The following is a 23,171-nucleotide window of genomic DNA, read 5'->3' as shown; positions in this document are numbered from 1 at the left end:
TGCCTTTAAGTTTCTTCTATTCATGAGTTGCAAAAACGGATGGGATCAGTAACTGATTCCATCCGTTCTCTTTTGGTTCCCCTGTTGAAGCGCACCATCCGCATGAACGAGCGTGAACGAATCGGCGATCGAGGCCGCTGCCGCCTCTGCTTGCGAGACCGTCTCATCGACCACGATCGCTTCTTGACGCCGTAACCGGAAAGCCCGCTCGAGTCGGCTCGTCAACAAGTTACTGAGGAAAACGAGCAAGGACAGTCCGATGGCCGGGACGAGGAAGATATGACTCGTCATCCAAGTCGTCGCCGTGAACTGCTTGAAATAATAACCGAACATCGACGACCATTCGAACAGCGTCGGCATGACCCCTTCAAACAGAAAGACGGTTCCTCCGAAAAAGACGCCGAACAATGACAGATGAATCAGTAACATCAATGTTTGGACGAACTGTTGCATGAACACGATCACCAATGTCGGGACGAGGTGCGGCCACAGATGACGCCTCGTCCGGTGCCAAACGCCGCCTCCTAACGTCTCGGCGACGACCATGAACTCCTGTTTTAGAAGTTGTCTCACCTCTGTGATCAAATAGAGCGTGACAGCAGGTAAACCGAGTAGGACGAAGACCGTTAACTGAAGCGATACACGATCTACGAGCGGCGGCACCATCGTCGAGTCGGCGAACATTAGTGACGAGAACAGCATCATCATGGCGAGTAACGAGATCGGTAGAATTAAAAAACCGTCCAGCATCATTTTGAAGTACCGGTTCAACCGCGCCCCGCGAAACGCGAGCGGAATCCCGACGAGCAAACCGATCGTCATCCGTCCGAGCGCAACGGTCGCACAAATGCCGACCGTCCATTTGAACCCTTCAATCATCATTTGAAACAAGTCGTTCCCGGCTCGGTCTGTCCCGAGCCATTGATCTTTAGACGGTTCAAGCGGCGGGATGCCGATCAATCGTCCTTCCTCTGAGTACCGATTCAAGAATTGATCGACTTGCCCGTCGCGAAAAATCGTATTGCCGATACTGAGTACAAGTAAGCCCATTAAAATCGTGAAGACGATTAAGAAAATCGGGTCACGTAGGAGTACACGGCGCATCATACCCCTCCTTTCCATGCATCTGGGATAAGCCATTCCGCCAACACGTCCACGAGAAAGATCGGAATATACACGACCAGTAAAATGACGAGGAGGATCGGCGTCACCGGATTATAGACGACGAAACGGAAGATGCCTTGCACGTTGAACAAATATTCGATAATCAACAGACTCGATAGCACCGTAATCAAATTCGAGCGGAAAAAGAGGTAGAATCGATACACCAAATTAGGCAGCAAGTGTTTCCAGAACAAGGCGGCCGGTCGGACGCCTTTGGCCCGTGCCAGTTCGAGAAATGGCGTCGCTTCCTCTTCCAAAATATGTTTCGTCAACCATTTGAGGAAGAAAAACAAGATAGTGAGCGTCAACGTCACGATCGGCAAAAAACGTATGTATTCGGCAAAACCACCCGCGACCTCGATGCGATCGAAGCCTGTCTTCTTATAAAGGGTGATGGCGAGGAACTGCGTGAAGATAAGCCAAAACAGATCCGGGATCATCTCGAGCGTCTGGCTCGTTTGTTGCAACACCGTCCGTACGCGCTTCCCGCTCCGATAAAAGAAATAAGCATATAGGAGAGCGAATATGACTGCGACGACCAATGACGTCATAAAGATGATGACAGTCTCTTTCATGAGTGGTCCGAGCGCTGGCAACAACGGTAACTCTCGTTGCGCCGTGACGTTGTAATACGTGATCTCATCCAGTTTCGTCAACTGACTGAATTGTTGTTGCAACCCGTTCCAGTAGTTCGATGGCACGAACTCGAGTTGCACGACGAGTGATGGCAAAGCACTGATTGCAATCAACACAAACAATGTGATAAAAAACTGAGCCGATTTTTGAGCAATCCAGTTCATCCTGTTCTTCCCCTTTCCAAAAATACATCGATGTCGCATAACCTTGTCGTGCTTTCATATAAGCAACCCATAATAAAGCTTATATTACGGATACTAAAGTTAAAAATATCCATATACACTGTTATGATTTTATCACAATTAGCTGATGAATAAAAACAATATTCCGAAAATTATAAACAAGTAAGTCATGATATCATTTAGTTATGGTGCCCTGGTGCCATAGGGTCCCTCAGCACTTCGAAAGACAAATATGATATGACAATCATTTTATTGGGAAAGTGGATATGTGTTGATTCTAGGCGACAATTGATTCCATCATGGTGAATAGCAGATAACGATACTAAAGTATCCTTCTAAAAAGAAGAATACTTCGGTATGGTAAAAAGAGAGTCTCGCCCTCTTTCGACTTCATCATATAGTCAACTCCAGTCGAATTCATTTTCGTCAATGTGACGGTACAATCAAGCAACGTGCCTGGGCCATATGCGACGTCCTCTGGTATGTCTGGAAAAATCGTAAGACCCCTCTTCAAACCGTAGGGTCACGCCGCCTCGTTTTGACTGATGTAGCAATTCCCGGTCTCCGTCTCAAAACGGTCGAGGGCGCGATCGTATGTATCTGGTATGGCTATCACAAAACAAACGATGGCTATAAAAACACTAATTATGGCTCCTAGTAATTTTATCAGTTTGCGCTCGCCCCGCCATTGTGTTGCATAGATAAATGTCGAGAACACACATGAATCCGACAAACCAAAACACAATTAATTGTGCCAACTTGATCGCCTCGCTCGTATTATACGAGCGCTTCTGAACAACGTTTCATCATCCCACTAAATCAAGGAGTCTTATATGACCCACTTCCTCAAGTTACAAATCATTTCGCTGCTACTGGCGCTTCACCTATTATTGAACGTTCAACTGCTTGCCAACAGTGGACGGCTCTATTTGTTGATTGGTGACGGGTATGTGCTCGTCGTCGCTACGAGCGTTCTTGCTTTACTCATCTTGTTCACGCGTGTCATCATCAAACGCTTCAGACGACTCGCACCTTCACCATGGAACCTAGCCCTATACGTTTTATGGCTCCCTTATTTGGCACTGTTCACATATGGGTGGACACGGTTCGTTCCTGCACCAAGCGAGGCAGCATGGCCAAGTCCTGCCCTCGGCTTATGGATCATCGCGCTCCTGTTCACGTTCCCGCTCTATATATTCATCCTCCACATGATTGCTCGCTCACAACTAAAACTGTCCAACGTTGAAAACAAGGCGTGACCGAAATCCGGTCACGCCTTGCCTGTGTTTACCATTCTTGGCGTCGCTTCTGCCACGCCACGAGTAAGATGCTGATGATGACGAGCAAGAACCACGAAGACAGTTTGCCGAGGTCGACGAGCGCCCAGCCGCTCAACTGGTTCGGATACGCCCATCCGTTATAGAACGTGACGATATTTTCCGCAAACCAGATGAAGCAGGCGATCAAAAAGAAGGCGACGACGACGGGCATCGTGAAGCGACGGTCGTCGAGCCGATACGTGACGATGGCCCGACCGAACGTAAGAAAGACAAGGCCAATCAACACCCAGCGCAAATCGAGCCAAATGTGGTGCCAGAAGAAATTAAAATAGATGGCGATTCCGAGGCCAAACGCGATGAGCGGTGGTGGCATCTTAAGGAATTCCAAATCGAGGCGGCGCCATGACTGGACGACGTAACTGCCGACGCTCGCATACATGAAGCCGGCATAGAGCGGGACGCCCAAAACTTTCGTCACCGCCTCGTCCGGATAGCTCCACGACCCCATCTGGACTTTAAACAGCTCGAGCCCGAGCCCGATGACGTGGAACCAACTGATCACTTTCAGTTCTTCCACCGTCTCGAGCCCGGTCTTGACGAGCACGACTTGGACGAACAGACACCAGATGAGGAGGACGTCGTAACGTGGAATCGGAAAGTCGATCCATTTCGTCAACGCGAGTGCGCTGAAGATGGCGACCGCGAAGAGGCAACTGAGTGCCTGTTCGTAGCCGAAGATGAATAAGTAACGGAGGTGTCGCATCGATTCACCTACAATTCGATGTATTCGTAAAGGAATGACGACTCGCCGTCAAAGAAACGCGGATCGAATAGACCGAGTCGCTCGTCTTCCTCGACAACGACAACGAACGGTGACCATTGTTTCAGCGTGAGCGCCTCTTTATTCTCATTAAAGAGCGGTGTCAAATCGGCATCGTCCGCGCTCGTCAATTCGTATTGAAGCTCAGACGATTGATAGACTGAATCACTGAAAATCGAGACCGTGTCATCGGTCTTCGTGACGACCGTGAACTGCGTCGGGATGAACGACGCCGACAACGCGACCTCATCGTGCTCGGCAGCGTACGACTGATACAAATAGGCACCTTGCGCGCCTTGAATCAAAACGTGGACGAGGATGGCAGCCCAAGCGTAACGATACACCGCGTGCCGTACGTTTGAACGGCGTGCCACGAGCCATGCGACGAGGAAGATGCCCCAATAGACGAAGTCGACGATCGGGATGATTCCGAATGTGAGCCTGGCGTCTGACAACGGCTCAAAGTAACCCGTTCCCCAGGCGTTGAACACGTCGGCCGTGTTATGGATGAACACGGAAAGCATCGCCCAGTAAAAATAACGTATATCGGTTACTTTAAAAAGAACGCGGACGAGCCAATAGATGAGTAGCGCGAATAGCGGGACGAGGAAAATCGAGTGCGTGATGCCGCGATGCCACATCTGATACATTCCTTCGGTGTCCCACAGCCGAGAGATGACGTCCGCATCCGGGATTTGACTCCCGACGAGCGTCGTCACGAGCAACGCGCGTTTCTCATTTTTCTGTAACTCGCGCTTATCTGCCGCCCCATATAACGTGAGTCCGAACAGCGTGTGTGTGATCGTATCCACAGTATCCCTCCTTTCTTTTTGAAAAGACACCCTCCTCAAAACGAGAAGGATGTCCTCAGTTTATTTATCTTGGTCCATTTTCATGGCGCGTCTCGCGACGACAGCGACAAAAATGACAGCGACAATCGGAATGATTAATGGCATCCAATTCAACATCCGCCTGTCCCCTTTCTACAAGTGTCGCAAGCAGTATATCACAACTTCAAATCATTCGATTCAATGAATGCTCGCTTTCGCATATCGGCTTGCCATCGATTCGATCGTCTCACGCATATGGTCACGGAGCGTCACCGGCTCGAGCACCTCGACTTGATCGCCGAGCGACAAGAGCCAGAAGACGAATCCGTCGGAGACGGCCGCATCGAAACGAATGTGGAATCGATCGTTCACTTCCGTGATCGACACATCTTCCCCAAGTTTGTCGAAAATGACCGGAAGCACCCGTTCGTCAACGGCCAAGACGACTTCTTCATCGAGCCCGTTATACATGTTGAACGATTTTTGGAAATAGTCATCGGGCAAGTGGTGTTTTTGACGAGGTGTATCGTCCTCGACGATCTCTGAGTTAACGATCCGGTCAACCCGGTAGTTGCGAACCTCCCCGATCGATTCGTCGATACCGATCAAGTAGTACTGCTCATGGTTCCAATGCAAATCGATCGGATTGACGACGTAGCGTTCCCCGTCACGCCGGAGCGGGAACGTCCGCTTGGCGACGTCGAACCCGACGACGTCCGTGTATTGGAACGAGATGGCTTTTTGTTCTTGAATCGCCCGTTGGATCCGGTCGATATGATATGGGATATAGTTCACTTTCTTTTTCGGCGTCTTGATGATCGACTGGAGCGTCTCCGCTTCCGGGATGCTCGTCAAATGACGGAGCTTGTCGACGATCTGTTCGGTCACGTCTTCCGAGATGAATTTCGCAGCGACGATCGCATCGACCATCATCCGCAGTTCATGGCTTTCGAACAAACGCGCCGAATGCCAGTATTTTTTGGCGAGTCCGTTCTTCTCGAGCTCATCCTGCACTTCAAACCCCGAATCGTTCAAAGCTTGGATGTCGTCTTTCACAGATTTTTTTGCTAACTTAGAAGTATCACCAATCGTAGATAAGTAGGCAAGCAGGTCCTCTAACGTCTTCGGATGATTGTCGTCCGTATGGCGCTCAAAGAACCGTCTTACTTCGAGTAACCGCTCTCGGTTGTTCACGGTATGTTCCCCTTTCATTTCTGTCTATATAATATGTATAAAGAGACATTATCATGTTATTTCCATGAAATAAAGTTATTTTCCATTACATTTCGTTTAAGGAGGCAATCGTCGCTGTGAAACATTACGCCCACGTCAACGGCACGAAAATCGAATACATCGACCGCGGTCACGGTCCGGTCGTCGTCTTGATTCATGGTACCCAATCATCGAGTCTAGAACCGTACCATGTGGACCGGCTCGTCTTGTCCGGTTTCCGGGTCATTGTCCCATCCCGGCCAGGTTACGGTGAGACTCCGTACTCATTTTCGGCGACGCCGCAAGCGTTCGCCGAGAACTTGCGCCAGCTCATGCATATCATGAACATCGATTCTTATCATGTGTACGGCATCTCGGCCGGTGGTCCGACATCGATTGAGCTCGCGTCACGAAATAACGCTGCGCTCAGCCTCACGCTCGCCGCCGCCGTGACGAGCGAGGTCGATTTCCCGTACCGTCGCTACATCAGTCGAAACATCGCCCAACCTCCATTCATTGCCGCGCAGTTCGCGATGAAACAGTTCGTCTTCCGAGCGATTCAAAAACAACCATTCGAGGCGACGGCACGGATGATTCAGTCGACGAGCTTCCTCGCGCTAGATGCGATTCGGGATGAAGTGACGCCGTACGACATCTTCTTATTGAAACGCGTCGCCAGTCAGATGGCGTTCGGGCTCGGGGCGCAGTTTGACCTGCGTCAGCGCGTTCCGGACGAGGCGCTGCTCGGGGTGACGTGCCCGACGTATATCGTCCATTCAAAAAATGATAAAGCTGTGCCGGTGCGACACGCCCATCACGCCAAACGGCTCATCCCGCATGCACAGCTCACGATTTTGAACAGTCCGGGCCATTTGATTTGGATTGGTCGCCAAGCCAGGAAGAGCGAACAACAAATCGAGCGTTTCATCCGCTTTAATTCGTAAGGCACCTGTTCAGGTGTCTTTTTTAGTCTGCTTCGAGTAGTTCAATCAGTCGATTGGTCACGTCTGCCGGAATGAGGTAAGCCGTGTCTGTATCGTCAGCATCGTAAAGGCTGCTCTCACCGTCCGATTCATTGAGCCAGAGGTAATAGCGGTCAGTCTCCTCGTCTTCGAAGCGGACTTCGAGATCGTATTCCGGCCCGACCACATTGGCGATCCCCGGAATTCTCTCTGCCTCACGCAGCATGTCCTCGAATACTTGAATCGCTTTCGGTTCGTCAAACGTGATGAGGTCACCCGTTTGGAAACGGTAAAACCCATCCGATTCCGAGACGGTCACAGCTTCAATCCCGTCCGTCCGAAAATCGTTCGAGCCACAACCCGTCAACATGAACACTACCAGTATGGACGCTACGATTCGCTTCATTGATAGCTTCAATAGCTTCACCATCCATCTCTCATTTAAACCGTTCACTCATGCTCCAGCAGTCGAATCAGCTCGTCCGTCACGTCTGCCGGGACGAGATACACCGTATTCGTATCGGTCACATCCATAATGCTCGTCGGCATGCCTAGGTCGCCGAGCCAGACGTAATAGCGGTCGACCTTCTCACCTTGATAGTGGACTTCCACATCATATTCAGGCGTCGCCATATTTACGATTCCCGCTTGCTGTTCTGCATTCCGAATCATGTCCGCGAACACTTTGACGTCTTCGAGCTCGTCATACGTGAGGACATCTCGTTCTTGGAACCGGCCAAAGTCGACCGACTCGGCAATTCTCACCTCTGTGACATCTTCAGCGACGAGCTCGTTCGTGTCGCAACCCCCGAGTAAGCCGACTGTCAATGCGGCTATACCCGTCATCCATTTGCCCCGACGTTTCATCTGACTCCACCTCCATATATTGTCGTCTTTCTTTACGAGTGGTAGGTGTAATTGGTTTCATCGTTAACGTCTAACAGAAAAAACTTAAGTAAAGCGCTCAGTCATCGACTCCTAGCGTCACAATCAAACGATCCGTGACGTCAGATGCCACTTTATAGACGAGGTGCGTCTCGGTGACGTTCATGAAGACGCTCGGTGTCCCTCTTCGACCGAGCCAAAGTTGATAGCGTTCTGTCACGTCATCTTTATAACGGATTTCAAGATCAAAATCCGGTTCACGCTGAACTGTCGTGTCCATCAACTCGTCCGCGTTGCGAAGCATATCCGCGAATACCTTGATGTCCTGCAGTCGATTGTATTCGACGAGGAACTGGTCGTTGAATCGGGTCCCTTCCACCGATTCAGCGACTTTCACACGATTCATCTCTTCAGCTTCAACTGCCTTGAATCGTTCTCTGCCATACCCATACGGTAGCGTAATTTTTCTCACTTCATTAATGAAATTCAACAGTCTGCCCATCATATTCGACCTCCTATCTATCTGATCATTTTACATACGCAAAACGTGTACAGAACGTTTCATTAATATCACTTTAAGCTTTTGACTTCTGCTTCTCCTTAGCCCGTTCTAAAAAGATTGGTAGCACGTTCAATCCGATTGAAGTCATCGTCAGTACCCATAGCGCACGCTCCATGCCTGGTACAACGTCCGCTAAAGCCGCCCAGTCTTCCGCTTCGACCCACATCGCAATCAAACTATATTCGGCGCATAGCGTGAGTGCGGTCAGCGACAACGCAATTGCCATCGCCAGTTTGAAGTCTTTCCCAACGCTGAACGTATACAAGTTGAATAACGTCGCCCCAATCGCCAGTAGTCCAAATATAATCCACATCAGAGTATCACTCTCCATTTTTTATGTAATTAATTACCTATTTTTACATTATCATAAGCAAAACATAAAATCGTTACATTTTGGAACAACAAAAAAGCCGGGCCGAAGCCCAGCTTTTCCTTATTCATACGTCCAACCAGTCAACGTCGCGGTGCCACCCTCATAGCGTAGCCCTTTGTCGAGCTCACTCGGGAACACCCGAAGCGTGGCGACGGCTTCACCGTCATTGACGAAACATTCGACGCTCGACGAATCGACGAAGAGATGGAGAGACGTGACGTCCATCACTTTCGTACGCGTCGTGCCAAATTCGGTCGCGAACGGCTCACCAGCGTTTGTCCGGTCGATCGTCAACTCACGAGACGCTTCATCGTACCGGATGACGAGCGATTCGTCTCCGACTCGAAGCAGCTCGAGCGTGAAGTCCGACCCATCCGTTGTCAACTCGAGTTCGTAGCGGTTCGGTGTCGAAGCATTCATCGCAGTCCCGGAGGCGTTGACGAATTCGTCTTGGCGTAGCTTTGTCATCGCCTTCACCGGACGTTGTTTAAGCTCACCGTTTTCAATCGACAGTTCGCGCGGTAGCGTCAAGGCGTGTGCCCAACCGAATCGGTCCGTCGGATACTCGATCTCCGGCAAGCCCATCCAACCGACGAGCACGCGACGTCCGTCATGTTCGGTCGTCTGCGGGGCATAGAAGTCAAACCCAAAATCGAGCTCTTCAAACGCGCCGTGTGTGAACGTCAACGTCTCCACATCAAGCTTCCCGATCAAGTAGCCGGACTGATAGATGTTGTGATAGCGATGTCCATCCGGCTCAATGCCTTGCGGTGAGAAGACGAGCACGTGCTGACCGTTCAGTTCGAACACGTCCGGACATTCCCACATGTAACCGAACGGGTCGAGGCCCGTCTTCACTTCTCCGAGGAACGTCCAGTCATTTAAGTCGCTTGAACGATACAAGACAACACATCCGGTCTCGTTCTCGCGCTGGGCCCCGACGATCGCATAGTAGAACCCATTCTCAAACCATACTTTCGGATCGCGGAAGTGCTCCGTATAGCCAGCCGGTACATCCGGGATGGCGACGTTCCGTCGTTCGATTTTGCCATCTCGTAACACGCCGATCAGTTGCGAGGCGTGACGCGTCCAGTCGTCCGTCCGGTGGTTACCCGTATACATGACGTGGAGTTCACCATCAGCGACAAAGCCGCTACCTGAGTAAGCGCCGTGCGAGTCCTCGGTCGTCTCCGGGACTAACGCCACCCCGCGATCAGTCCACGTGACGAGGTCCGTCGATGTGACGTGATACCAATGTTTCAGACCGTGTACCGGTCCGAGCGGGAACCACTGATAGAACATGTGGTATTCCCCGTTGAAGAAAGTGAATCCATTCGGGTCGTTGAGGAGGCCTGTCGGCGGTTGGATATGATATCCGAACCGCCACGGTGAGGCCGCCGTTTTCGTGCGGAGCGTCTCCATGTCGAGGGCACTCACGTCACGCAGCGAACGATAACGTTCCGCCTTCGTCCAAGTCATCTAAATCACTCCTTTTGATTATGCGGCTTGTTTGACCGCGTCTTTTTTCGCCTGGCGCTTCGCAAGGACGAACGTCAAGCTGAAGGCGACAGCGAACGAGATCGCCATGCCGATGATATACGATACGATTGATGTCGGTGCGATCGAGATGATCCCTGGAAGACCAGCTGCACCGAGTGCGACGGCGAGAACTTCGCGACCGACGATGAACGCCGAGGCGATCCCTGAACCGATGATGGCGGCGATGAACGGGTACCGGAGTTTCAAGTTGACCCCGAACATGGCCGGTTCCGTGATGCCTAGTAGTGCCGAGATACCTGATGCCGAAGCGACACCTTTCATTTTCTTCTCACGTGTCAAGAAGAAGACCGCGAGTGTAGCCGCACCTTGGGCGACGTTTGACATCGCAGCGATCGGGAAGATGAACGATCCGCCCGTACGTGCGATATCGGCGAGCAGTTGTGTCTCGATGGCGATGAAGCTGTGGTGCATCCCAGTGATAACGATTGGTGCATACAAGAGACCCATGACGAGACCGCCGAAGAAGCCGAGCGAGTCGTACGTCCAAACGAGACCGTCGATGATCAAGTTCCCTGCCTCACGCGTGATCGGTCCGACAAAGGCGAACGTGATGAACGCTGTGAAGAGGAGTGAGAGAAGCGGTGTGAGCAAGATGTCGAGCGATGCCGGCATGAATTTACGGATGTTGATTTCGAGCTTCGATAAGATATAAGCCGATACGAGTACCGGTAACACTTGACCTTGGTAACCAAGTTTCTCGATTTCAAATCCGAGGATATTCCAAACCGGGATATCGCCGACCGTCGCTTGCGCGTAGGCGTTGACGAGATCCGGGTGGACCATGATCATCCCGAGGGCGGCACCGAGATACGGGTTGCCCCCGAACCGTTTGGCCGCGGAGAATCCGATCAGGACGGGCAAGAAGACGAAGGCGGCGTTGGCGAACGTATTGATCATGGCGGCGAGGTCGGCGATGCCTGGATACTGGTCGATGAGTGAGCTGCCGTCAAAGAACAAGTCCGGCGCCGTGAGCAAGTTGTTGATCCCCATCAAGAGACCACCGGCGACGATGGCCGGGATGATCGGTACGAAAATATCAGATAACATCTTCACGAACTGTTGGAGCGGGTTGCCTTTCTTCGCGCTCGCCGACTTGACGTCGCTTGTCGACATGTCGCCGAGACCTGTCAATTCGGAGAACTCAGCATAAATTTTATTGACCGTACCTGTACCGATGATGATTTGGTACTGTCCGCCCGTCGAGAACGTCCCTTTGACGACGTCTAACGCGTCAAGTTTCTTCTCATCGACTTTCGACTCGTCGTTCAAGACGAGACGGAGCCGGGTGGCACAGTGGGCGGCTGCGGCGACGTTATCTTTTCCGCCGAGCGCCTCTAAAATCGCTTCTGCTTCTTGTCTGTAGTTCATTCGGGTTTCCCTCCTAACATTTGTTGAACACGTTGTGGTGACGGTATGGCTGGAATCGCGCCGTAAGCGGTGCATGTCAAGGCGCCGGTCACGTTCGCATATTCGATATCCTTCTGTAAACGCGTATCCTCGACGCCGAGTGTGGCGAGACGATACAAGTACGCGCCGACGAATGCGTCACCGGCACCCGTTGAGTCAACGCTTTCAATGTTCACCGACGGGATGATGTCTCGCGTCTCGTCTGTCGCGATCAACGTGCCGCGCGAGCCGAGCGTGATGGCGACGCGATTCGCGCCGAGCTTGAGTAGTGCGTCGACCGCTTCGTCGAGCGTTTCGGCTCCGGTCAACAAGTGCGCTTCTTCTTCGCTCAGTTTGACGAAGTCGGCCTCGGCGATGAAGTGGAGCGAGTCTTGTTTGAACGCCTCAAGGTCCGTCACGAGCGCGTCGCGATAGTTTGGGTCAAACGAGACGAACAGCCCGTCGCGTTTGGCGAATTGCAGCAACTTAAAGTAGGCGTTTTTCAGTTCACCGTCAAGGAGTGCTGTCGCCGAGCCAAAATGGACGATATCCCCTGATTTGAACTTCGATAAGTCTATCGCTTCGAACGCATAGTCGCCGTCACTTCCGCGTCGGAACGTGAAGTCACGTTCTCCGTCCGCTTGAATCGAGACGAATGCGAACGTCGTGTCGCCTGCTTCGACCAAGTTGTCCGTGCCGACGCCGTTCGCTTCGAGCGTCTCTTTCAAGAACTGTCCGAACGGATCCGCCCCGACTTGTCCGAGGAAGCTCGACTCGCCCCCATGTTTACTGACGACGGCAGCCACGTTGGCCGGCGCGCCTCCCGCTTTTTTCACGAATGTCGTTCCGTTGACGAGGTCGCTCGATGCGTCCTCGCAAACCCAGTCAATCAATAGTTCGCCAATGCAATGTACGGTGTTCATCCGTCCACCTCCATGTCTGAATATATTGCTTCGTATCATTTATCGAACCGGTTCCAAAAACGAATAAAAAATGTTGCGGAACCGGTTCCGCAACACAAATGTAATCGATTTAATTTAAAATGTCAACGCTTTCTCGCAGTTTTAATTCAAAAGTTGTGAACGTTTTCATCGGGATGACATCAGCTGTTAACAACTGGATAATCATGTCAGCCGCCTTCGCTCCCGTCCTTCGATATGGAAGGTGTACGGTCGTAAGAGATGGATGCAGTACTTCAGTGAAATCGTAGCCGCCAAATCCGCTCACCGAGACGTCTCCAGGGACGGTCTTTCCGCTATTGGCTAACCCTTTCAGTATCCCGAGGGCGATATTATCGGTCGCACAGACGACGAGCGATGACGTTTGCTCCTGTCCAATCTGTGTCCCAATCGGAATCGCGTCGTCGATTTTAAACGTCGTCGTATACGTCTTGACGTCTGCGCCCGCCTCGTTAAACGCCTTCAAAAAACCGCCTCGTCTCGCTTGGCCGACAGCGATGTCGTACGACTCGACGCCCACATAGGTGACCTCACGATGCCCCCAGTCCATGAATTGTCTGCCAAGGGCATAAGCCGCATCAAAATCGGGATAGACGAGACTATGAACGAGCTCATGCTCCTGTCCGATCAACAGGACAGGAATTTGGATGTCTTGAATCGCCTGTAAATGGCGAGGGGTGACCGTCGTCCCGAGCCAGATGATGCCGGCGACTTTTTGTTTCGCTAAGTTGTATAGCTGTTCGATCTCTCGCTCTGTCTGTTGGGCAGTGTTCACGACGAGCATTTGATAATCCCGTTCGGTCAAGCGTTCATCGATGCCCATCATCGTCCGCGAGGCGGCGTATGAGTCGAGCCGCGGCACGATGACGCCGATCATCTTCGTTTGTTTTGATTTCAAGCTTTGGGCGAACTGGTTCGGTTCATAGTTCGTCTCTTGGATGACCCGCTCAATCTTTTCGCGTGTCGCCTGCCCGACCGAACCCCCGTTCAAATAACGGGAGACGGTGCTCTTGGCGACGCCGGCTAGCTTGGCGATGTCATTGATTGTCACTTGTCTCATCCGAAAACCTCCATACGAAAAAACTGACGCGCTAGACGCCGTCAGTTCAGTGGTTCACTACGTATCGTTTTTTAAAGTTTAAATAAAAGAGTCCGTTCCGTTTCTCGAAGCCATTCTTTTCGAGCACACGGCGCGTTGCCTCTTGATGCGGGCTCGTCGGCGGGATGCCGGCACGAACCGTATGACCTGCTTTTAAGTCCGACTGTTCGAGCGCGAGGCGTAACCCTTCTGTCGCATACCCGTTGTCTTTATACGGGTCGAACACCATCAAATCAAGTTGATAGACGCGAGCGAGCTTGAGAAGAAGCACTTTACCGACGATTTTCCCGTCGACGAGAAGATCATAATAAAAGTCCTCCCCGTAACTATGTTCATCGGCCGAATACACATGCTCGGTTCCCATCTCGACGAAGATGCCCTTCAACTCTTCAGCTGAAATGCCGTACGAGCTTTCCCCGTATTTTTGAAAATGTTCATATTCGATCTCATCAATCTGACGAATAGGTTGACGCACGATTTCCATCCCGTGCCCTCCTTAACAGTTAGTCCAAAGTCTTTCCACACTCATTATATACGAAGCGCGGTGTGTAGCGCAAAAGATAACCGAACCTCAAACCGGTTCGATGTGAATGTGGACCGAATCGACGGCATGACGCTCATCGAGTTTTCGCTCGATTTCGTCACATAAACCGTGGGCCTCGTCGACCGTCAGCTCGCCATCGACCGCGATCGTCACGTCGAGCATGACGTGGTTGCCGAGATGCCGTCCTTTGATTTCACGCACTTCTTTCACCGACTCAAACTCGCCGATCGTCTCTTCATACTCGTTGACGAGGTCAGGCGGGAAGCCGTCTGACAATTGGTGGGTCGCATCGAGGAAGATTTGTATCGCCGTGCGGATAATCATCCCTGCGATGAGCACTGCAAGCACTGTGTCCATCCAAGGTAGTTTAAAGTAGGCGAACAGTACCCCGAGTGTTGCCCCGATCGAGATCATCGCGTCGGCCAAATTGTCTTTCGCCGCTGCTTTCAAAGCCAACGATCGTGTCTTTTTCGCCAAATTCGAATTATAGGCGTACACGCCGAACATGACGAGTGCGCTTAAAAAGGCGACGAGCGCTGCGAGCGGGTTCGGTTCCACGTACTCGCCGCCGATCAAGTTGGCCAGGCTGTTCAACAAGACGAACACCCCGACGGCGACCATGATCAGTGACGCGACAAGCGCGGCAAGCGTCTCCATCTTCGCATGACCGTACTTGTGCTCGGCGTCCCTTGGCAATGCGGCGATCCGGATGCCTATATAGACCGCGATCGAGGCGATGATGTCGGTCGTATTGTTGAAACCGTCGGCGAGGACGGCCTCTGAATTGTAAATGTATCCGAAAACGACTTTTAATACAGATAAGACCAGATACGTCGTAATCGATAATATCGCGCCTTTGAGCGCTTTTGGTGGATGATTCGCCGAATCCATCCGACCACCTCCCTTTTTAGCCTCGTTAGTATACCAGGTCGACTTTGAGTGGGTATAGAGAAACAGTGTTTGCCACACTCAAAATAAATGGAATATATTCCCGGTAGTTTCGTCTTACGAAAAATATGGTAAAGTAATCATGAAGAGACCCTTGTGGTTAACCCGTAAAAAGAGGTGAAACGTATGTTCACAGAACGAGATGGTATTAAATTACGTTTGGAACAAATTGACAGATTGTTATCGGATTTAAATCGTGAGGCCAAACAGTTGATGGCTCGGTTACGAGAGCTCGACGCAAGCGGTGAAAACCCGCAAGAAGTCACGCTCAAGCCTGAAGACCGCGACACGTTGAAATCGTCGATCGACGAGACTCTCGAGGCGCTCCAAAGCCGCTCGAAACGCCCGATCAACCCGAACGATGAAAAGAAGAAAGAACTCGCCACGCACAAGGCGCTCATCGACGAGTTGTCGGATTTACTCAGTAAGAAGAAGTGAGGCGCCTGTCGCGTCTCGCTTTTTAAGTGAGGAGAAACACTTATGTATATTGTCACGACTTGTCTGCGCCCGATCGAGACCGTCTTGGAACGGGCAAAAGCCCATGCGTCCGATTACGACGTCCGGTTTGTGGAGAGACGCAAGCATTCGATCGAAACTTTGATGGAGCGTCACCAAGTCGGTGTCCTCGTCTTCGATAAACGCCGCGTCGAGTATACGCCGTTCGGCACGACCGAACCGTTTTTCTTTCACCCGTCGAGCTCAGTTTTCCGCGTCAAGCAGTTGCTGCGGGGCGGAAACGACCCGCTCGTCGATATCGCAGGCCTTCAACAAGGCGACCGTGTACTCGACTGTACACTCGGTCTCGGCTCGGACTCGATCGTCATGAGCCACGCGGTCGGTGAAAGCGGTCATGTCACCGGGATCGAGAGCGAGTTTGTGACGGCGATGCTCGTCCGTGAAGGGATGGCTGTCTGGATAGAGAAAGAAGAGGCGCTCAATGAAGCGATGCGCCGCATCGAAGTCGTCCATCAAGATGCGCTCCTTTATTTGAAGACATGTGCATCCAATTCGTTTGACGTCGTCTACTTCGATCCGATGTTCGAAAAAACGATTTCAGAATCGGTTCACTTGAACCCGTTACGGTCGCTCGCGAACGATGCTCCCCTCTCCATACAACTGATGCAAGAGGCGGTTCGTGTCGCCAAACGACGTATTGTCCTGAAGGCCCATTTTGAGAGCGAGGCGTTTGAACAGTTCGGTTTCACACGGGTTGTGAGGAAAACATCTAAACTGCATTACGGATTTATCGACAAAGAGACCGGTTCCTTTTAGTGCTTTATGCCTAAGAGGGGCTAAAGTCTCTTTTTTACACTTCCTTTTTTCTGAATATTGACATTAATCTGACACAAGTCTAACGTTTACCCTAAGCTCACACATTTTCCCATTATTTTCACAGGAGGTAAGTACAGATGAAAAATCGTTCCATTCGGCGTACAACACTCGCAGCCGTCTTGACGTCAGCAATGACAATCAGCGCCATCCCGGTAGCTGCCGGGCCGACCAATGTCGCTCCGGCGTTGCCGACGGCCAGCGAACACGCCCCGTTCGACCATCACATCATCGATGAGGACCGTCTCGCGAAAGCGCTCGAGAACCGCGGCGTCATCAAAAAGGGCTTATCCGCGTCCGAGCGTACGAAAGCGGTCGAGGCGTACATCTCCAAGAAACAAGGTGCAGCGCAAGACCCGCATAAGCATGATTTGCATGACAAGGCAGCCGCTGCCAAAGAGAAGATACATAACCAGTTCGAAAAAGAATCGAACCGTCTCCTCGACAAAGCGAAAAAAGGCCAAGCGAACTATCGCAAAGGGAAACCGAACGGCCAAGTAAAAGTCGATCCCGCGAAACAGGCCGGCTATAACGGCGCCGTCCGCGAAGACAAAGTACTCGTCCTTCTCGTCGAGTATAGCGACTTCAAACATAACAACGTCGTCCAAGAAGAAGGCTATCTGTATAGCGACAACTTCAGTAAAGAGCACTACGAACAGTATATGTTCGGTGACGATTCGTTCGAACTGTTCAACGGGGACAAAGTCCAGACGTTCAAACAGTATTATGAGGAGCAGTCTGGCGGCAGCTACACCGTCGATGGAACGGTTTCCGAATGGTTGACTGTACCGGGCACAGCGAAAGACTACGGTGCCGATCGTCCGACGGGTGGTCATGACAACGCCGGACCAGGACCGCGTCAACTCGTCAAAGACGCTTTGAACGCGGCCGTCGCGAACGGTATGAACCTTGCCGAATTCGACGAGTATGATTTGTATGACCTTGATGGTGACGGAAACTTCAACGAACCGGACGGCTTGGTCGACCACTTGATGATCATTCATGCGGGTACCGGCCAAGAAGCAGGTGGCGGCGTCCTCGGTGACGACGCGGTCTGGTCACACCGTTGGGTCGTCGGCAACAGCCCATATCGCATCGCCGGCACAGAAGCAGCTGTCCCGTATTGGGGCGGTCAAGTGGCAGCGTTCGATTACACGATTCAACCAGAAGACGGGGCCGTCGGCGTCTTCGCTCACGAATACGGACACGACCTCGGTCTTCCGGATGAGTACGACACGCAATATACAGGTCAAGGCGAGCCGGTCCAATCATGGTCGATCATGAGCGGTGGTAGCTGGGCTGGTAAAGTTGCCGGTACAGAACCGACGAGCTTCTCACCACAGAACAAAGAGTACTTCCAGAAGTTGATGGGCGGTAACTGGGCCAACATCACGGAAGTCGACCTTGAAGATATCAACGCCCAAGGTTTCGTCTCGCAACTCGACCAATCGGTGACGAAATCGAACAACCCTGGCATCGTGAAAATCAACTTGCCAGATAAAAAAGTAAAAGGTATCGAGCCGAAATTCGGGAAGTATTACTACTACTCGACAAAAGGCGATAACTTGCATACTGAACTGGCCATCCCGAGCGTGAAACTTGGCGCTGACGGTCAGCTCGCGTTCGATACACGCTTTGAGATCGAGTATGATTACGACTATCTCTACGTCAAAGCGCTCAGCGGCGGCAAAGAAGTCGTCCTCGACGTCTATGGTGACGACGACACTGGCAACGACGCTGAATCGACGAATGGTGAATGGGTCCGTAAGTCGTATGACTTGTCTCAATTTGCCGGTCAAGACGTCTCGATCGTGTTCGAGTACGTGACAGACGGCGGTCTTGCGCTTGAAGGGTTCGCCCTCGATAACGTCTCGATCACGTCAGGTGGCGCGACGTTGTTCGCTGACGACGCGGAAGGTGCGGAAGCGGTCAAATTGAACGGATTCGTCAAATCGGACGGTTGGGATGAGAAGCCGCACTACTACTATTTAGAGTGGCGTAACCATGCCGGCGCTGACACAGGCCTCTTGAATGGCCGCGGCGTCAAGTACAACACAGGTCTCGTCGTCTGGTACGGGGACGATTCGTTCTCAGACAACTGGGTCGGCGTCCACCCTGGTGAAGGTTTCATCGGTGTCGTCGATTCTCACCCGGAGGCATTGATCGGGAAGTTGAACGGCAAAGACACGGTTGCAGGTAGCACGCGTTACCAAATCGCGGACGCGGCGTTCAGCTTAGATAAGACGCTCCCATGGTACATTAATTCACCGAGTCGTGGCATCTACGACTACGAAGCACAACCAGGCGTGAAGCAATTCAATGACGCCAACACGTACATCAATTCGCTCATCCCGGACGCAGGTAAAAAATTACCGAAATACGGTCTCGTCGTCGACGTCGTCGGCGAAGCGAAAGACAACTCGGCCGGTGCCGTTTGGATTCGCAAACAATAACTATCCTCCCCCGCGTCCGAAATGGATGCGGGGTCTTATTATTCTAAAAAAGCTTGAAATTGGCGAACGAACTGTGTAACATAATACGTGTAACGCCTCTGTAGGTTAGTGGCAGACCTCAGCAATGGTAATGCTGCAGCACGAGTTCGATTCTCGTCGGAGGCATCAAATATACCGCTTAACGAAGCGGTTCACGGCACTTCCTGTATCTTGCAGGAAGTGCTTTTTGTTTATCTTTGCACAGGTTGTTCACAGAAGCAGTTTGTCGAATGAATTAGATAACCCTTTCAAAATGTACCTCCCTGAACGTCCCAAATGTATTTACCGTCTGTTTCTGGAGCGATGTCGTTAGTTGCATATACGTGACCTCTTTGTGATGCGAGGTCACGTATTGAATTGTAGCTATGAGTGTAACTTTAACAGATGACAAAAAACGCCCTGGAGGACGCTTATTTGCTCATATAATAGATTCCTCATCATTTTTAAATGCCTAACTAGTCATTCGATTTGATTTCTTTAGCTGGATAGCTTTCCTTGGGATTTAAAAAGAATACGATAGACAAAATAAAAAGCGCTACCGGAAATGTCACTAAAGAAATATCAAATTTTACAGAATGAATCGCATATTCTCCATACAAATAAATTGTCATCCATAAAGAGTTACATAATAATATCACTGCCGATAAAACTTTCATAATTTCCCCACCTTTCATTTAATATTATAACTCATTTCTCGAGACACCTTTATCATATTCCCAGATTTTACAAAAGTGTCGTTATGATTTTTCCGTTAAATTTACATATAAGGGTATATCACTTGGCGCTCGACCACCTTATCGCATCCGATGCGTCAGGAATCGACCGTAAAGAGCTGACCAACGTATTAAATGAACTCACAACCGTCAGTGAGAGGTTGACGCAGTTTTTAGAGGCTGACAATTGGACATATTGGGAAGATGCCCGTAACCGACTGAATTAGCTGTCATCGATTATGAAGGGCATCGCTATCAATCTGAGTAGAGTATGACCTCATCCCAATTAGATAAATCGCTCTCATCCAAAACTCGAGTGAGAGCTTTTCCATTCAGTCATGGAAACTGTCTTGACACAGTTTCGGTATCTCTATAAACTTGAAAAGTTAAAAGTACTTATTGATTCGGAAGGAGCAACATCCCAATGCTTAATGAATGGTTATGGATTCCTTCTGCCTTGCTCACGCTCGGCCTGCTCGTCCTCAGCTACAAGCTATTCGGACGCGTCGGGCTGTTCGCCTGGATCGCGATGGCCTCGGTCGTCGCCAACATCCAAGTGACGCAGCAGATTGTAATCGGTGGTTTCATCTTCACACTCGGGAACATCGTCTACGGTTCCCTTTATTTAGCAACAGACATCTTGAACGAGAAATACGGTCGTCATACGGCGCGTAAAGGCGTCTGGCTCGGTTTCTTCATCTTGATTGTCTCGACGGTGCTCATGCAGTTCGCCTTGCTGTACGAGCCGTTTGAAGAAGCGCTGTTCATGCATGAAAGTTTCGAGGCGTTGTTCTCGATGCTACCGCTCATCACGCTCGGTAGTCTCGCGGCATACCTCGTCTCGCAACTGTTCGACGTCTTCATCTACTCAAAGATTCGTGCGAAGACTGGCGAGAAGAAGCTGTGGCTTCGTACGACCGGCTCGACCGTTGTCTCCCAGTTCATCGACACGCTCACGTTCTGTACAATCGCCTTCTGGGGCATGGAATGGGGCATCTGGTGGAACATCTTCGTCACGACGTACGTCGCGAAGTTCGTCATCGCTTGGATGGCGACACCGTTCATGTATTACGCGAAACGGACTGCACCGCAAGACGACGAAACAGAAAAAGCAGCATAATAAATACCGCAGCCGAATTCGGCTGCGGTATTTATTTCCCCTTGATATGAAGACGAACGGCGTACGGTCTCGCATCTTCGAGCGACGATTTCTCACGACAAATGGTGAGCGCCATGTACGCGTCGATCGCCAACGCCTCGATGGCCTCTTCTGTCGCTTCGACTTCTAGTATGGTGTAGGGCGGCAACTGCTCGAGTTTGACCCACTGCCCGTGTAAGTTCTTCACATAGATGATCGGTTCGTCGATCGAATAGCGTCGGAGTAAGTCATTGACGTTCATGTGGTCCCCCTCCTTCACTCACACCTCCTGTGTACCCCCATTATAGAAAGCGCTTCTGTTTCTGTAAACCGCGTCCGCATCAATTTACGGTGATCCCTGCTTCACTTTTTTTATAATCGAACCGATAATGCTAGTAGAGAAATGAGGTGAACCGATGCGTTATCGACGCCAAGAGACATTCCGTTACATCTTACCGAACCCTCGAATTGTTCCGTATCGCCTCGTTTGGGAAGACAAAGAACTTCACGACGGCGAAGGGATGTTGTTGAACATTAGCGCCCATGGCTTAAAACTGCGATGTGATTATTTATTTCCGTTGTCCGATGGTTTGAAAGTAGAAGTCGTTCTCGATCTCGTCCCGATGTTGCAAGCGATCGAACTGACCGGGCATGTCCGGCACCGCAGTCAAATCGGCAGCATGTACGACTACGGCATTTTACTCGAAACAAACTCGGACGAGGCACAACAGCTCGTCACGATGATCAAATCATATGCCCGCGAGAACAAATGAGAAAGTGTCCGCCGACACTTTCTCATTTTTCGTTATTCGAAAACAGGGTATACTAGTTGAAACAGAACTTGACGTGAGGTGTCGGCATGACTAGAAAATTTTTATTGATCCCGTGGGCCATCGCCATCGCCATTGCGCTCCTCGGGCCGAACGAACCGTTCTCGAGCCGCTTCCTGCTCGATTTTTTAACGTATAACACGGAAGCGTATGAAGGCTATTCCTTGTCCTTATTCAGCATTTTAGGCGTGTATCCACTCGCCTTGTTCCCATTGTTGTGGTCTGAAGTGAACCAGTTGCGCCCGAATCCGCTCTTGCCGGCTGCGACAGGGTTCGTCGTCGGTGGGTTCATCATCGCACCTTATTTGGCGTTCGCCCGGCAGTCGCCTTATCCGACGCCAATCAAGCCGTTACCGACACGACTGCTCGGCGTCGCCTTGCTCCTCGTGACGATCGGCCTCTTCATCGCAGCCGCAACGACAGGGGATGTCGGCACGTATTGGTCGTACGTGGAAAATAATCAGTTCGTCCGGACGATGACCGTCGACTTCTTCTTGCTCGCGTTCATTCAAATCACGCTCATGAACCGTGACGCGAAGCGATACAAGATGGGTTTATGGCCGCTCCCCTATATCCCGTTATTCGGACTTTTGTTCTGGCTTATCATCCGTCACAAACAACCGTTCAATGAAGCACCGCCAAAACGTCCTAGACGTGCATAACCGACGCCCTGTCCCACTCAAACAGTGACGACAGGGCGTTCGTCTATCTTCGTCACGTCGATTGATGTATGATGGGTGGTGAGACCTCAACGTCTAAAATGAGCGCAACAGAAAGTAGGAATGAGATCATGCGTTTTTTCAAAGTCATGACACACACGAACGACAAACAAGAGGAAGTCACCCTCAGCGAGTATCATAAAGTACCTGAAAAGAAAGTCGACCAATTCTTGAAAGACATGCTCGAACTCGACATGTACGAAGAGAACGTCAGCTTAAAAGAGTGCCAAGTCGCCAAAGACCGGTGGGAATGTCCGGTCGGTGACTTCGTCATCGTTGAATACTTCAATGAAAAAGAGTTCGACCGTATGAACGAATTCAAAGCCGTCAAGAAAAAATGAACAGGAAAGGAGAGGACCTGATCAAAGGCCCTCTCCTTTTTGTTAGTCGTTATCGTCTTCCGGGTCCGGATCTGGGTGTTCCGTCGGAGCCGGTTTTTTTGCTGGATCGGATTGTTCGTCTGGCTCTGGGTCTGGATGGACCCCTGGTTGTGATTCGTCACGTTTCATGAAGCATCCCTCCTTTTCGATAGTTGTTTGTTTCCACTT

General features: G+C 51.0%; 26 protein-coding genes and 1 tRNA gene. 10 read left to right on the top strand and 17 right to left on the bottom strand.

Translation table 11 applies throughout. The annotated features are described in order from the left end of the window. Positions 1–45 precede the first annotated feature (45 nt). Together L971_RS10375 and L971_RS10370 are read right to left on the bottom strand one after the other, a co-directional pair. Positions 46–1,104 carry an ABC transporter permease gene (locus tag L971_RS10375; protein ID WP_052200361.1) on the bottom strand — a complete coding sequence of 353 codons (1,059 nt, stop codon included), beginning with the start codon at positions 1,102–1,104 and terminating at the stop codon, positions 46–48. Further along, on the bottom strand, positions 1,104–1,964 hold the full coding sequence (locus L971_RS10370; RefSeq protein WP_024370352.1) for an ABC transporter permease subunit: 861 nt from the start codon (positions 1,962–1,964) through the stop codon (positions 1,104–1,106). Before L971_RS10370 ends, L971_RS10375 begins: the two co-directional genes overlap by 1 nt. 851 nt (positions 1,965–2,815) lie before the next feature. On the opposite strand from L971_RS10370, the gene L971_RS10365 reads away from it, so the two are divergent. Continuing rightward, the gene (locus L971_RS10365) at positions 2,816–3,241 is read left to right on the top strand and encodes a hypothetical protein (RefSeq protein ID WP_047375688.1); all 426 of its coding nucleotides are present in this window, start codon (positions 2,816–2,818) and stop codon (positions 3,239–3,241) included. 28 nt (positions 3,242–3,269) lie between these two features. On the opposite strand, the gene L971_RS10360 is transcribed toward L971_RS10365, so the two are convergent. The 3 genes from L971_RS10360 to L971_RS10350 form a co-directional block, all read right to left on the bottom strand. Next, complete coding sequence (locus L971_RS10360) at positions 3,270–4,025, bottom strand: DUF817 domain-containing protein (RefSeq protein ID WP_029693636.1); 756 nt, start codon at positions 4,023–4,025, stop codon at positions 3,270–3,272. Positions 4,026–4,033: 8 nt separating this feature from the next. After that, the gene (locus L971_RS10355; RefSeq protein WP_047375686.1) at positions 4,034–4,894 is read right to left on the bottom strand and encodes a metal-dependent hydrolase; all 861 of its coding nucleotides are present in this window, start codon (positions 4,892–4,894) and stop codon (positions 4,034–4,036) included. 216 nt (positions 4,895–5,110) lie between these two features. Beyond that, positions 5,111–6,106: a YafY family protein gene (locus tag L971_RS10350; protein ID WP_047375683.1), complete on the bottom strand. Its 996-nt coding sequence runs from the start codon at positions 6,104–6,106 to the stop codon at positions 5,111–5,113. Positions 6,107–6,222: 116 nt separating this feature from the next. Here L971_RS10350 and L971_RS10345 point away from each other — a divergent pair, with 116 nt between their 5' ends. Continuing rightward, positions 6,223–7,068 carry an alpha/beta fold hydrolase gene (locus L971_RS10345; protein ID WP_047375681.1) on the top strand — a complete coding sequence of 282 codons (846 nt, stop codon included), beginning with the start codon at positions 6,223–6,225 and terminating at the stop codon, positions 7,066–7,068. Positions 7,069–7,090: 22 nt separating this feature from the next. On the opposite strand, the gene L971_RS10340 is transcribed toward L971_RS10345, so the two are convergent. The 10 genes from L971_RS10340 to L971_RS10295 all read right to left on the bottom strand — a co-directional run bounded on the left by L971_RS10340 (position 7,091) and on the right by L971_RS10295 (position 15,345). Next, positions 7,091–7,492, bottom strand: coding sequence for a hypothetical protein (locus tag L971_RS10340; protein ID WP_156111519.1), 402 nt, complete (start codon positions 7,490–7,492; stop codon positions 7,091–7,093). 44 nt (positions 7,493–7,536) lie between these two features. After that, positions 7,537–7,953 carry a hypothetical protein gene (locus L971_RS10335; protein ID WP_047375680.1) on the bottom strand — a complete coding sequence of 139 codons (417 nt, stop codon included), beginning with the start codon at positions 7,951–7,953 and terminating at the stop codon, positions 7,537–7,539. 97 nt (positions 7,954–8,050) lie between these two features. Then, positions 8,051–8,476: a hypothetical protein gene (locus tag L971_RS10330; protein WP_231557592.1), complete on the bottom strand. Its 426-nt coding sequence runs from the start codon at positions 8,474–8,476 to the stop codon at positions 8,051–8,053. A gap of 70 nt (positions 8,477–8,546) precedes the next feature. Further along, positions 8,547–8,846 carry a hypothetical protein gene (locus L971_RS10325; RefSeq protein ID WP_024370345.1) on the bottom strand — a complete coding sequence of 100 codons (300 nt, stop codon included), beginning with the start codon at positions 8,844–8,846 and terminating at the stop codon, positions 8,547–8,549. Between the two features lie 120 nt (positions 8,847–8,966). Then, a complete protein-coding gene (locus L971_RS10320; RefSeq protein WP_029335131.1) occupies positions 8,967–10,385 on the bottom strand; it encodes a sucrose-6-phosphate hydrolase in 1,419 nt (472 codons plus the stop codon). 18 nt (positions 10,386–10,403) lie between these two features. Beyond that, positions 10,404–11,834, bottom strand: coding sequence for a sucrose-specific PTS transporter subunit IIBC (locus L971_RS10315; protein WP_024370343.1), 1,431 nt, complete (start codon positions 11,832–11,834; stop codon positions 10,404–10,406). After that, positions 11,831–12,775: a carbohydrate kinase gene (locus L971_RS10310; RefSeq protein WP_047375677.1), complete on the bottom strand. Its 945-nt coding sequence runs from the start codon at positions 12,773–12,775 to the stop codon at positions 11,831–11,833. The genes L971_RS10315 and L971_RS10310 overlap by 4 nt, the downstream gene beginning before the upstream one ends. Before the next feature lie 109 nt (positions 12,776–12,884). Then, positions 12,885–13,871 carry a LacI family DNA-binding transcriptional regulator gene (locus L971_RS10305; RefSeq protein ID WP_047375674.1) on the bottom strand — a complete coding sequence of 329 codons (987 nt, stop codon included), beginning with the start codon at positions 13,869–13,871 and terminating at the stop codon, positions 12,885–12,887. 46 nt (positions 13,872–13,917) lie between these two features. Then, complete coding sequence (locus tag L971_RS10300; protein WP_047375672.1) at positions 13,918–14,394, bottom strand: GNAT family N-acetyltransferase; 477 nt, start codon at positions 14,392–14,394, stop codon at positions 13,918–13,920. Between the two features lie 87 nt (positions 14,395–14,481). Next, on the bottom strand, positions 14,482–15,345 hold the full coding sequence (locus L971_RS10295; RefSeq protein ID WP_047375670.1) for a cation diffusion facilitator family transporter: 864 nt from the start codon (positions 15,343–15,345) through the stop codon (positions 14,482–14,484). A gap of 183 nt (positions 15,346–15,528) precedes the next feature. On the opposite strand from L971_RS10295, the gene L971_RS10290 reads away from it, so the two are divergent. The 5 genes from L971_RS10290 to L971_RS10265 all read left to right on the top strand — a co-directional run bounded on the left by L971_RS10290 (position 15,529) and on the right by L971_RS10265 (position 21,056). Further along, positions 15,529–15,840, top strand: a complete 312-nt coding sequence (locus L971_RS10290; protein ID WP_024370338.1) for a hypothetical protein — start codon at positions 15,529–15,531, stop codon at positions 15,838–15,840. 42 nt (positions 15,841–15,882) lie between these two features. After that, positions 15,883–16,674 (top strand): class I SAM-dependent methyltransferase, encoded by a 792-nt coding sequence (locus L971_RS10285; RefSeq protein ID WP_047375667.1) that lies wholly within the window; start codon positions 15,883–15,885, stop codon positions 16,672–16,674. Positions 16,675–16,811: 137 nt separating this feature from the next. Next, on the top strand, positions 16,812–19,184 hold the full coding sequence (locus tag L971_RS10280; protein WP_047375665.1) for an immune inhibitor A domain-containing protein: 2,373 nt from the start codon (positions 16,812–16,814) through the stop codon (positions 19,182–19,184). A gap of 94 nt (positions 19,185–19,278) precedes the next feature. Next, positions 19,279–19,349, top strand: a tRNA-Thr gene (locus L971_RS10275). Positions 19,350–20,360: 1,011 nt separating this feature from the next. After that, positions 20,361–21,056 (top strand): queuosine precursor transporter, encoded by a 696-nt coding sequence (locus tag L971_RS10265; protein WP_024370334.1) that lies wholly within the window; start codon positions 20,361–20,363, stop codon positions 21,054–21,056. A gap of 31 nt (positions 21,057–21,087) precedes the next feature. Here L971_RS10265 and L971_RS10260 read toward each other — a convergent pair whose 3' ends face one another. Then, positions 21,088–21,336 (bottom strand): hypothetical protein, encoded by a 249-nt coding sequence (locus tag L971_RS10260; RefSeq protein ID WP_024370333.1) that lies wholly within the window; start codon positions 21,334–21,336, stop codon positions 21,088–21,090. A gap of 154 nt (positions 21,337–21,490) precedes the next feature. Between L971_RS10260 and L971_RS10255 the strand changes: the two genes are divergently transcribed. The 3 genes from L971_RS10255 to L971_RS10245 all read left to right on the top strand — a co-directional run bounded on the left by L971_RS10255 (position 21,491) and on the right by L971_RS10245 (position 22,964). Continuing rightward, positions 21,491–21,847, top strand: coding sequence for a PilZ domain-containing protein (locus L971_RS10255; protein WP_024370332.1), 357 nt, complete (start codon positions 21,491–21,493; stop codon positions 21,845–21,847). 86 nt (positions 21,848–21,933) lie between these two features. After that, positions 21,934–22,566 carry a hypothetical protein gene (locus L971_RS10250; protein ID WP_024370331.1) on the top strand — a complete coding sequence of 211 codons (633 nt, stop codon included), beginning with the start codon at positions 21,934–21,936 and terminating at the stop codon, positions 22,564–22,566. A gap of 128 nt (positions 22,567–22,694) precedes the next feature. Further along, positions 22,695–22,964, top strand: a complete 270-nt coding sequence (locus L971_RS10245) for a hypothetical protein (RefSeq protein ID WP_024370330.1) — start codon at positions 22,695–22,697, stop codon at positions 22,962–22,964. A gap of 42 nt (positions 22,965–23,006) precedes the next feature. Here L971_RS10245 and L971_RS15260 read toward each other — a convergent pair whose 3' ends face one another. Continuing rightward, entirely contained in the window at positions 23,007–23,132 is a 126-nt protein-coding gene (locus L971_RS15260; RefSeq protein WP_029335148.1) for a hypothetical protein, read from the bottom strand. Between the last annotated feature and the right edge of the window lie 39 nt (positions 23,133–23,171).

The sequence above is a fragment of the Exiguobacterium sp. ZOR0005 genome (assembly GCF_000798975.1).
Taxonomy (GTDB): Bacteria; Bacillota; Bacilli; order Exiguobacteriales; family Exiguobacteriaceae; genus Exiguobacterium; species Exiguobacterium aurantiacum.
This window is presented reverse-complemented; position numbering and strand designations above follow the sequence as displayed.

Bases quoted from the DNA above. Each gene is read 5' to 3' on its own strand.
- L971_RS10330 (WP_231557592.1), bottom strand. From the start codon at position 8,476: ATGATGGGCAGACTGTTGAATTTCATTAATGAAGTGAGAAAAATTACG.
- L971_RS10260 (WP_024370333.1), bottom strand. From the start codon at position 21,336: ATGAACGTCAATGACTTACTCCGACGCTATTCGATCGACGAACCGATC.
- L971_RS10265 (WP_024370334.1), top strand. From the start codon at position 20,361: ATGCTTAATGAATGGTTATGGATTCCTTCTGCCTTGCTCACGCTCGGC.
- L971_RS10325 (WP_024370345.1), bottom strand. From the start codon at position 8,846: ATGTGGATTATATTTGGACTACTGGCGATTGGGGCGACGTTATTCAAC.
- L971_RS10295 (WP_047375670.1), bottom strand. From the start codon at position 15,345: ATGGATTCGGCGAATCATCCACCAAAAGCGCTCAAAGGCGCGATATTA.
- L971_RS10310 (WP_047375677.1), bottom strand. From the start codon at position 12,775: ATGAACACCGTACATTGCATTGGCGAACTATTGATTGACTGGGTTTGC.
- L971_RS10365 (WP_047375688.1), top strand. From the start codon at position 2,816: ATGACCCACTTCCTCAAGTTACAAATCATTTCGCTGCTACTGGCGCTT.
- L971_RS10280 (WP_047375665.1), top strand. From the start codon at position 16,812: ATGAAAAATCGTTCCATTCGGCGTACAACACTCGCAGCCGTCTTGACG.
- L971_RS10335 (WP_047375680.1), bottom strand. From the start codon at position 7,953: ATGAAACGTCGGGGCAAATGGATGACGGGTATAGCCGCATTGACAGTC.
- L971_RS10340 (WP_156111519.1), bottom strand. From the start codon at position 7,492: ATGAAGCGAATCGTAGCGTCCATACTGGTAGTGTTCATGTTGACGGGT.
- L971_RS10250 (WP_024370331.1), top strand. From the start codon at position 21,934: ATGACTAGAAAATTTTTATTGATCCCGTGGGCCATCGCCATCGCCATT.
- L971_RS10285 (WP_047375667.1), top strand. From the start codon at position 15,883: ATGTATATTGTCACGACTTGTCTGCGCCCGATCGAGACCGTCTTGGAA.
- L971_RS15260 (WP_029335148.1), bottom strand. From the start codon at position 23,132: ATGAAACGTGACGAATCACAACCAGGGGTCCATCCAGACCCAGAGCCA.
- L971_RS10305 (WP_047375674.1), bottom strand. From the start codon at position 13,871: ATGAGACAAGTGACAATCAATGACATCGCCAAGCTAGCCGGCGTCGCC.
- L971_RS10315 (WP_024370343.1), bottom strand. From the start codon at position 11,834: ATGAACTACAGACAAGAAGCAGAAGCGATTTTAGAGGCGCTCGGCGGA.
- L971_RS10290 (WP_024370338.1), top strand. From the start codon at position 15,529: ATGTTCACAGAACGAGATGGTATTAAATTACGTTTGGAACAAATTGAC.
- L971_RS10300 (WP_047375672.1), bottom strand. From the start codon at position 14,394: ATGGAAATCGTGCGTCAACCTATTCGTCAGATTGATGAGATCGAATAT.
- L971_RS10255 (WP_024370332.1), top strand. From the start codon at position 21,491: ATGCGTTATCGACGCCAAGAGACATTCCGTTACATCTTACCGAACCCT.
- L971_RS10245 (WP_024370330.1), top strand. From the start codon at position 22,695: ATGCGTTTTTTCAAAGTCATGACACACACGAACGACAAACAAGAGGAA.
- L971_RS10375 (WP_052200361.1), bottom strand. From the start codon at position 1,104: ATGCGCCGTGTACTCCTACGTGACCCGATTTTCTTAATCGTCTTCACG.
- L971_RS10320 (WP_029335131.1), bottom strand. From the start codon at position 10,385: ATGACTTGGACGAAGGCGGAACGTTATCGTTCGCTGCGTGACGTGAGT.
- L971_RS10360 (WP_029693636.1), bottom strand. From the start codon at position 4,025: ATGCGACACCTCCGTTACTTATTCATCTTCGGCTACGAACAGGCACTC.
- L971_RS10370 (WP_024370352.1), bottom strand. From the start codon at position 1,964: ATGAACTGGATTGCTCAAAAATCGGCTCAGTTTTTTATCACATTGTTT.